This is a genomic window from Mycolicibacter kumamotonensis, from assembly GCF_002086285.1.
GTDB lineage: Bacteria > Actinomycetota > Actinomycetes > Mycobacteriales > Mycobacteriaceae > Mycobacterium > Mycobacterium kumamotonense.
Genome location: NZ_MVHU01000013.1, coordinates 104557 through 112291, shown reverse-complemented (window position 1 = coordinate 112291; position 7735 = coordinate 104557). Strand labels below are relative to the sequence as shown.

At 70.2% G+C, this 7735-nt stretch carries 7 protein-coding genes; 2 read left to right on the top strand and 5 right to left on the bottom strand.

Annotated features, from left to right (window positions below):
* Positions 1 to 73: 73 nt before the first annotated feature.
* From holA to BST28_RS11030, 4 genes are all read right to left on the bottom strand, one after another.
* Positions 74 to 1036: a DNA polymerase III subunit delta gene (gene holA, locus BST28_RS11045; protein ID WP_019738429.1), complete on the bottom strand. Its 963-nt coding sequence runs from the start codon at positions 1034 to 1036 to the stop codon at positions 74 to 76.
* A gap of 12 nt (positions 1037 to 1048) precedes the next feature.
* Positions 1049 to 2611, bottom strand: a complete 1563-nt coding sequence (locus BST28_RS11040; RefSeq protein ID WP_234808252.1) for a ComEC/Rec2 family competence protein — start codon at positions 2609 to 2611, stop codon at positions 1049 to 1051.
* 2 nt (positions 2612 to 2613) lie between these two features.
* Positions 2614 to 3456, bottom strand: a complete 843-nt coding sequence (locus BST28_RS11035; RefSeq protein ID WP_019735189.1) for a ComEA family DNA-binding protein — start codon at positions 3454 to 3456, stop codon at positions 2614 to 2616.
* Between the two features lie 93 nt (positions 3457 to 3549).
* Positions 3550 to 4086: a DUF4352 domain-containing protein gene (locus BST28_RS11030; protein WP_019735188.1), complete on the bottom strand. Its 537-nt coding sequence runs from the start codon at positions 4084 to 4086 to the stop codon at positions 3550 to 3552.
* Between the two features lie 142 nt (positions 4087 to 4228).
* Here BST28_RS11030 and BST28_RS11025 point away from each other — a divergent pair, with 142 nt between their 5' ends.
* Positions 4229 to 5389: an acyl-CoA dehydrogenase family protein gene (locus BST28_RS11025; protein ID WP_019735187.1), complete on the top strand. Its 1161-nt coding sequence runs from the start codon at positions 4229 to 4231 to the stop codon at positions 5387 to 5389.
* Positions 5390 to 5403: 14 nt separating this feature from the next.
* Complete coding sequence (locus BST28_RS11020; protein WP_083080997.1) at positions 5404 to 6513, top strand: acyl-CoA dehydrogenase family protein; 1110 nt, start codon at positions 5404 to 5406, stop codon at positions 6511 to 6513.
* 5 nt (positions 6514 to 6518) lie between these two features.
* On the opposite strand, the gene BST28_RS11015 is transcribed toward BST28_RS11020, so the two are convergent.
* Positions 6519 to 7727 carry an enhanced intracellular survival protein Eis gene (locus BST28_RS11015; protein ID WP_165758072.1) on the bottom strand — a complete coding sequence of 403 codons (1209 nt, stop codon included), beginning with the start codon at positions 7725 to 7727 and terminating at the stop codon, positions 6519 to 6521.
* Between the last annotated feature and the right edge of the window lie 8 nt (positions 7728 to 7735).

The window sequence follows — 7735 nt, the reverse complement described above, 5'->3', positions numbered from 1 at the left end:
ACCCTGCACTCACCAAGGGTCCCAGGCACCGCCAACCACAAGGCGAAGCCACGCGGGATTATTCAGCAGAGTCCTAGCGGGCGGCCAGCTCGGCGACTCGGCGGACCGCGGCCTCCAGCGCGTAGTCGGCGTCGGCGGCGGCGCCCTTGACGTCGGCGTTGAGCCCGGCCACCAGCCGCACCGCGGCGGCCACGGACTCCCGCGACCAATAGCGGGATTGTTTCTGCGCCTTCTGCACCCGCCAGGGCGGCATACCCAATTCGCCGGCAAGTCGGTAGGGGTCGCCGGACTTGGGGCCGACCCGGGCGATGGTATGGATCGCCTCGGCCAGCGCGTCGGCGAGCACCACGTGCGGTTCGCCGCGGATCATCGCCCAGCGCAGCGCCTCGGTGGCGCCTTCGACGTCGCCGACCACGGCCCGATCGGCGACATCGAAGCCTTTCACCTCGGCTTTCCCGCTGTGATAGCGGCGCACCGCCAGGGCGTCGACGTGGCCGCCGGTGTCGGCGACCAGCTGCGAACAGGCTGAGGCCAGCTCACGGATGTCGGAGCCCACCGCGTCCAGCAACGCCGTCACGCAGGCATCGTCCACCCGCACCTTGAGCCGGCGGAATTCGGCACGAACGAAATCGGCGCGTTCGCCGGGCTTGCTGATGCGGGCGCACGGGTGCTCCTCGGCGCCGAGTTCTCGCAGCTGCCCGACCAGCGCCTTGGCTCGCCCGGCGCCGGAGTGCACCACCACCAGCACGGTGCCCGCCGGGACATCGGCGGCCGTCGACGCGATCAGGGTCGCGGCATCTTTGCCGGCTTCACCGGCGGCTTCCAGCACCACCACACGTTCGTCGGCGAACAGTGACGGGCTCAGCAGCGCGGCGAGCTCACCCGCCTCGACCTCGCCGGCCCGCAGTCGGTCCACCGGGATGTCGGTGCTGCCTGCCTGAGTCCGAACCGCCGCCAGTACCTGCGCCACCGCCCGCTCGACCAGCAGTTCCTCATCACCGAGGATCAGGTGCAGCGGCGAAACCGGTGGGCTCACCCGCCAATCGTGTCACGCAGCCCCGACATCCGCCCAGCCGGTCAGCACCTCCGAGACCGACCAGGCCAGCACGCACAGCGCCAGTGCGGCCAGCACCCGCCGGCAGCACCGCCACCGCCAACAGGCCACGATCAGCACCCCGAGGCCGCCCACGCCGAACACCCCGGCCACCCCCGCGGGCACGGGCACGGCGGCCGCCGGGACCCCGCCGGTCCAGTGCGCGACGTGGCAGACCCACCACAGTTCGGGCCCGGTGAAGCGGATCAACAGTTCGGCGGCCGCCGGCCACCAGCCGCACAGCACGGCCGCCGCGCTGCCCAGCACGGTGATCGGCGCCACCAGCACCGCCACCGCAAGGTTGGCGAGCGTGCTGACCAGGCTGAGCCGACCGGAGATGCCGGCGATCAGCGGCGCGGTGACCAAGTTGGCGGCCCAGGCCACGGCGACCGCGGCGGCCAACGGTTTCGGCCACCCGCGGGCCACCAGACGCGCCGACCACACCGGCGCGATCACCACCAGCGCTGCGGTGGCTACCACCGACAACGCGAATCCGACATCGACAGCCAGGTGCGGGGCCAGTGCCAGCAGCACCAACACGCTGGCGGCCAGGCTCGGAATCGCCTGCCGGCGGCGCGCCGAAAGCACCCCCAGCAGCGCGATCGCCCCCATCACCGCCGCCCGCAATACGCTGGCCGTCGGTTGTACGACGATCACGAACGCCACCAACGCCATCCCGGCCAGCACCGCCGCGGCCCGGGGCCCGACCAGTCGCGCCGAGAACAGCACCGCACCGCAGACGATCGTCACGTTGGCACCCGAGACCGCCATCAGATGTGTGAGGCCCGCGGCCCGAAACTCTCGGCCCGTGGCGGCGGTGATCGCCGAGGTGTCCCCGAGGACCAGGGCGGGCAGCATCCGCGCCTGCTCGCCGGGCAGCACTCGCCCGGCGGCGGCGGCAAACCGGGTGCGAACCTGATGGGCGGTGCGCGCGACGAGCCCGGGCCGGCCGCGCGTCGGCTCGCCGGCTGCGGTCAGCGTCGCGACCGTCAGATCACGCCGGGAGGGGCGGGCGATCTTGGCCCGAAACGCCATCGACTGGCCGACCATCACCTCGCCGTATTCCAGGCCGGACGCGAAAACCACCACCCGGCCTGAGGATTCGGCACCGTCGACACACTGCAGGGTGGCGCGGAACATCAGCCGCCGGGCACCGGCCGGCATCGGGCTTTCGCTCGGGGTGACCGTCACCGCCGCGGTGTGGCCGAACACCGCGGTGATCGGGTGCTCGAGGACCGACTCGGTGCGCAGCGCAACCGCCCACCCGAACCCCGCCCCCACCAACGACGCCGCTGCCAGGGCCGTACCGGCCACTCGCCAACCGGGCCGGCGCCTGCGTCCGGCGTACCGGCCCAGCGCAGCCGACAGGGCAGCCAGTGCTGCGCACAGCATCGCCAGGGTGCCGCCGATCCGCCACTGGATTCCCGCAGCGGTGACCAGCCAGCCGATCAGCGCGGCCGGCACCAGCCGGACATCCAGCCGGGCCGCCGACGGCTGGGCGGCCGCGGGCGGGGTCACCGTCAGACGCGGACCAGGGCACGCAGCTTCTCCAGCCGGGCCGGGCCGATTCCGTCGACGTCGCCGAGTTGGTCCACGGCGGTGAATTTGCCGTGAGCTTCGCGCCAGGCGACGATCGCGGCCGCGGTCACCGGTCCGACACCGGGCAGCGCGTCGAGCTGTTCGACAGTCGCGGTGTTGAGGTTGACCGCCTCGCCGGGTTTGGGCGCCGGGCCGGTTCCCGTCGGCGCGGTGCTGGTGCGAGGGGCTTCCGGCGCCGGCGGTGCCACGCCGACCGAGCTGCCGAGTATCGACGGGCCAGACGGCGGCGCCAGCCCGACCACGATCTGTTCGCCGTCGACCAACGGGCGGGCCAGGTTCAACCCGATCGTGTCGGCGCCGTCGAGGGCACCGCCGGCAGCCCTGAGGGCGTCGGCGATGCGGGAACCGGGCGCCAGCATAGCCAGCCCCGGCTTGTGCACCAACCCGACCACGCTGACCACCACCTGGTCGGCGCCGGTTGCCGCAACGGATTCGTCAGCGCGCGGGCTTGCGGTCGAAACCATCTCCACCGCAGGAAGATTGGCACTGCGTACCGGCGCGGGCCGGTCGCCGATCACGGTGAACACGGTGATGAGGACCGCGACCGCGGCGATCACCGCCAGAGCGATCGCGCCGGCCCGTCCCGGGTCGGCCCGCACCTTGGCGAGCAACCCGGCATCGGCGGTACCGTCGGGCAGCCAGCGCGGCAACAACGAATTGGGGTCGGCGTCGTCATCCGGTTCGGGTGCGTCGACGCCGCGGTCGGGCTCGGGCAGCAGGCCGAGGCGACGCTGCAGCCGCTCGCCGGGTAGTTCTGGGGCCATGGGCCGACGCTAAGGCCTCACCCCGGCAGTGGAGTCGGTCCGACGGCGGCCGCGGCCGGAACTGTGGATCAACGCGCGACTGTGCAGAAGTCGCTACGGGTTCAGCCACTCCCCGACGTCATGGGAGATGCCCGAGGACGGTGCATAGCGCACCTTCGTCGCGGTGACCCCCGCCGGCAGCGCGAACACGACGCAACCGGTGCTCGATGAACCCGCGGCGATCAGGAACCAGCCGTAACCGAAGTCCTGGCACTCGGTCACGGTGGCGAAATCTGCCTCATAGCGCTGGTCGTCGGAGCCGACCACCGAGACATCACTGTTGCTGTTGCCGACGATGGTCGTCGTCCCGGCGTTCTCGATCCGCAGCTTGGTCGCGATGTAGGTCTTGCCGGGTTCGCCCCAGCCGTTGGGGACGGTGGCCGGATTGATGACGTCGGTCAACGTCACCGCGATCTTCTGCCCGCCGATCCGCATCAGGTCCAACGTCTGGCCGATGTGCGCGGCCGGTCGGGCCGGCGCGCTCGGCTGCGCCGAAGCCGACGGCGCGGATCGGGATTCCTCGGCCGGCTCCGCCGAACACGACACCGCGCAAAACAGCAGGACACCCAGTGCGACGAGCGACCGTCTCATAACCCCTAGCGTACAAAAGCGCACGGTAGCGCCCGCGGCCGCGGGTTTCCGCGCAGTTTCCCGACCGGGACCGCACCCCGCAGCGGGTTCGGATTAGGGTGCATACCAACCGTGAGTTCACCCAACCAACCGGGAGGTCGACGTGAGACTGGCACTGACCGCCGAGGAGGCTGCGTTCCGCGATGAGATGCGCGCCTTCTTCACCACCGAGATCCCCGCGGACATCCGGGAGCGCGGCCGGGCGGGCCACTCGATCTTTCCCGACGACATCGTCGCCACCCAGAAGATCCTCAACGCCAACGGTCTGGCGGTGCCCAACTGGCCGGTGGAATGGGGCGGCAAGGACTGGACCCTGACCCAGCACCAGATCTGGCTCGACGAAATGCAATTGGCATCGGTGCCCGAGCCACTGACCTTCAACGCCAAGATGGTCGGCCCGGTGATCGCCGAGTTCGGTTCCCAGGCCATCAAGGAACGCTTCCTGCCGGCCACCGCCAACCTGGATATCTGGTGGTGTCAAGGGTTTTCCGAACCGGACGCCGGTTCCGACCTGGCGTCGCTGCGCACCACGGCGGTACGTGACGGCGACAGCTACATCGTCAACGGGCAGAAGACTTGGACCACGCTCGGACAGTACGCGGACTGGATCTTCTGCCTGGTGCGCACCGACCCGCAGGCGCCCAAGAAGCAGGCCGGCATCTCCTTCCTGTTGTTCGAGGTGAACACGCCGGGTGTCACCATGCGGCCGATCAAGCTCATCGACGGCGGCTATGAGGTCAACGAGGTCTTCTTCTCCGACGTGCGGGTGCCCGCCGATCAGCTGGTCGGCGAGGAGAACCACGGCTGGACCTATGCGAAGTTCCTGCTGGGCAATGAGCGCACCGGGATCGCCGGGGTGACCCGCACCAAGGTGCGGCTCGCCGAGGTCAAGGAACGCGCCAAGGCGCTCGGCGCACTCGATGACCCGTTGTTCGCGGCGCGGCTGGCCGAGGTCGAAAACGATTTGCTCGCACTGGAACTCACTCAGATGCGGGTGTCGAGTGACTCGGCCGACGGCAAGCCCAACCCGGCTTCGTCGGTGCTCAAGCTGCGCGGTAGCCAACTGCAGCAGGCCGTCACCGAATTGTTCGTCGAGGTCGCCGGTGCCGACGCGCTGCCGTTCGAGGCCGGTGAGGGCATCGCCTCGCCGGAGTGGGCGCAGCACGCCGCTCCGACCTACCTGAACTACCGCAAGACATCCATCTACGGCGGGAGCAACGAGGTGCAACGCACCATCATCGCGTCCACCATTCTGGGCCTGTAGGAGGTACGACGGTCATGGACTTTCAACTCAGCGACGAGCAGGTCCTGCTCCGCGACACCACGCGTTCGATGTTGTCGGGCTACGACACCGAGACCCGCAACAAGGTCGTCGACACCGATCCGGGCTACAACCCGCAAGTGTGGAAACAGCTGGCCGACACCGGGATTCTCGGCCTGGGATTCGACCCGCAGGAGTCCGGTCCGCTGGAGATCATGGTGGTGCTCACCGAGATCGGCCGCCGAGTGGCCCCTGAGCCCGTCGTGCACGGAGCGCTCGGGCCCGGTGCGCTGATCGCCGAACGCGGCGATGCCGAGCAGCGCAAACTGCTCGACGCGGTCGCCGAAGGCGATCAGATCCTGGCGTTCGCCCACACCGAGCCGGGTATGCGCGGCGAGACCGACAAGGTGACCACTACGGCGGTGCAGCAAGGCGATTCGTGGCTGTTGAGCGGGCGCAAGAACCCTGTGCTGGCCGGAGACCGCGCCGACACGCTGGTGGTCAGCGCCGCGCTGCCCGACGGTGGGACCGGGCTGTTCCTGATCGACGGAAGCGCCGAAGGATTGACCCGCCGGCCCTACCGGACCTTCGACGGCCGGCGCGGCGCCCAGATCGATTTGGACAAGACAGCGGGCACCCCGCTCGGTGAGTCCACCGACGCCACCGGTGCCATCGAGCACGCGATCATCCGCATCTCCTCGGCGCTATGCGCGGAGGCGGTCGGCGCGATGGAAGAGGCTCTGCGCCTGACCACCGAATACCTCAAGACGCGCAAGCAGTTCGGGGTCACGCTCAACACCTTCCAGACCCTGACCCAGCGCGCCGCCGACATGTACGTCTCGCTGGAGTTGGCCCGCAGCATGAGCCTGTACGCGGCCATGTCGATCTCCGACGGCAACCTCGACCCGGTGATCGCGGCCCGCGCCAAGCTGCAGATCGGCCGCTCGGGGCGGCACATCGCCCAGGAGGCCATCCAGTTGCACGGCGGGATCGGGATGACGTGGGAGTACCCGGTCGGCCACTACGCGGCCCGGCTCACCGCGATCGAGCACACCCTGGGCTCGTCGCAGGATCAGCTGCACGTGCTGATGCATAACCTGGACAGCTACGACCTGGCGAAGCTGTAGCCGCGTCAGAAGAAGAAGCCGAGCTGAGCCGGCACCGCGCTGGCGAACGCCGCATCGAGCCGCGGTGCCAGCCCGCCCTGGCAACGCAACCGGTTCGCTGCGGCCAGCGCCGATGCACGGTGGGTTCCCAGATAGAGGCTGCCCAGCACGTCGAGATCCAGTTCGGCGTCCGCGGGTGCGTCGCAGCGGGTGCACTGCGCCTGGCCGCCGCGGATTTCCAGCGCGAATCGGCCACCATCGCCGCGGAACCGGTCGGACACCTCCAGCACCACGCTCAGGTCTGCGGCGTAGCTGCGGGCCGCCAATGCGGCCGGGACGTCCATCAACCGCAGCCAGCCCTCGTCGGTGCGTGCGGTGGTGCGGGCCAACCGGGTGTCGGTCAACAGATAGGGCAGCGGATCGTCCGGGTAGGTGCCGATGACGACGGTCTGCATCAGATCCATGCCCAACAGCGCACGCCACAACGCGGCGTGCGCCTCCGGCGTGACGGCCCGCAGCTCCGTCACCCGCACCGTCGTGGGCTTCGTCCCGTGCACCCGGTACAGGGCGTAACCGTCGGGGTGCAGCAGCGCCATCCATGCGGTGCCGCCGTCGCGGTCGCCTTCCCGGTCGGCGAGCAGGTCGCCCCAGAGCGGGGTCGGGCGTACCAGCCCACCGGGGGTGCGCTCGCGGCAACGGTCGTAGATCGCGGCGAACTCGTCGCGGTGGTCACCGGCCCGGACCAGCCGGACGCCGCCGGGGTCGGGTGCGTCGGGGTGGAACACCGCGAACCGCCGGTCGATGGTCAGCTCCTGGTCGACGGTGGCCGGGCCGTAACCGAAGCGCCCGTAGATTCCGCCTTCGCTGGCAGTCAGCGCCGCCACCGGATACCCGGAATCTGCGATGCGCCGGTGCAATTCGACGTACATGGCGCGCAGCACGCCGCGCCGGCGGTGGGTGGGCGCAACGACCACGCCGCTGATGCCTGCGGCCGGCAGCACCGCCCCGCCGGGAACCGTGAGCCGCAAGTCGAGGTAGAAAGCCACGCCGATCACCTCGCCGCCTTCGCAGGCCACCACCGCTCCTTCGGACGGGACCAAGGTGCGAATGGCCTCGATCTGGTCCGGGTGGGTGAACGACCCGAAGCCGGCGGCCTCCAACAACAAGATCGCCGGCCAGTCGTCGTCCCTAGCGGTCCGCACGGTCACATCGGTCACGGAATTCGACGGTGCCACAACCGGCG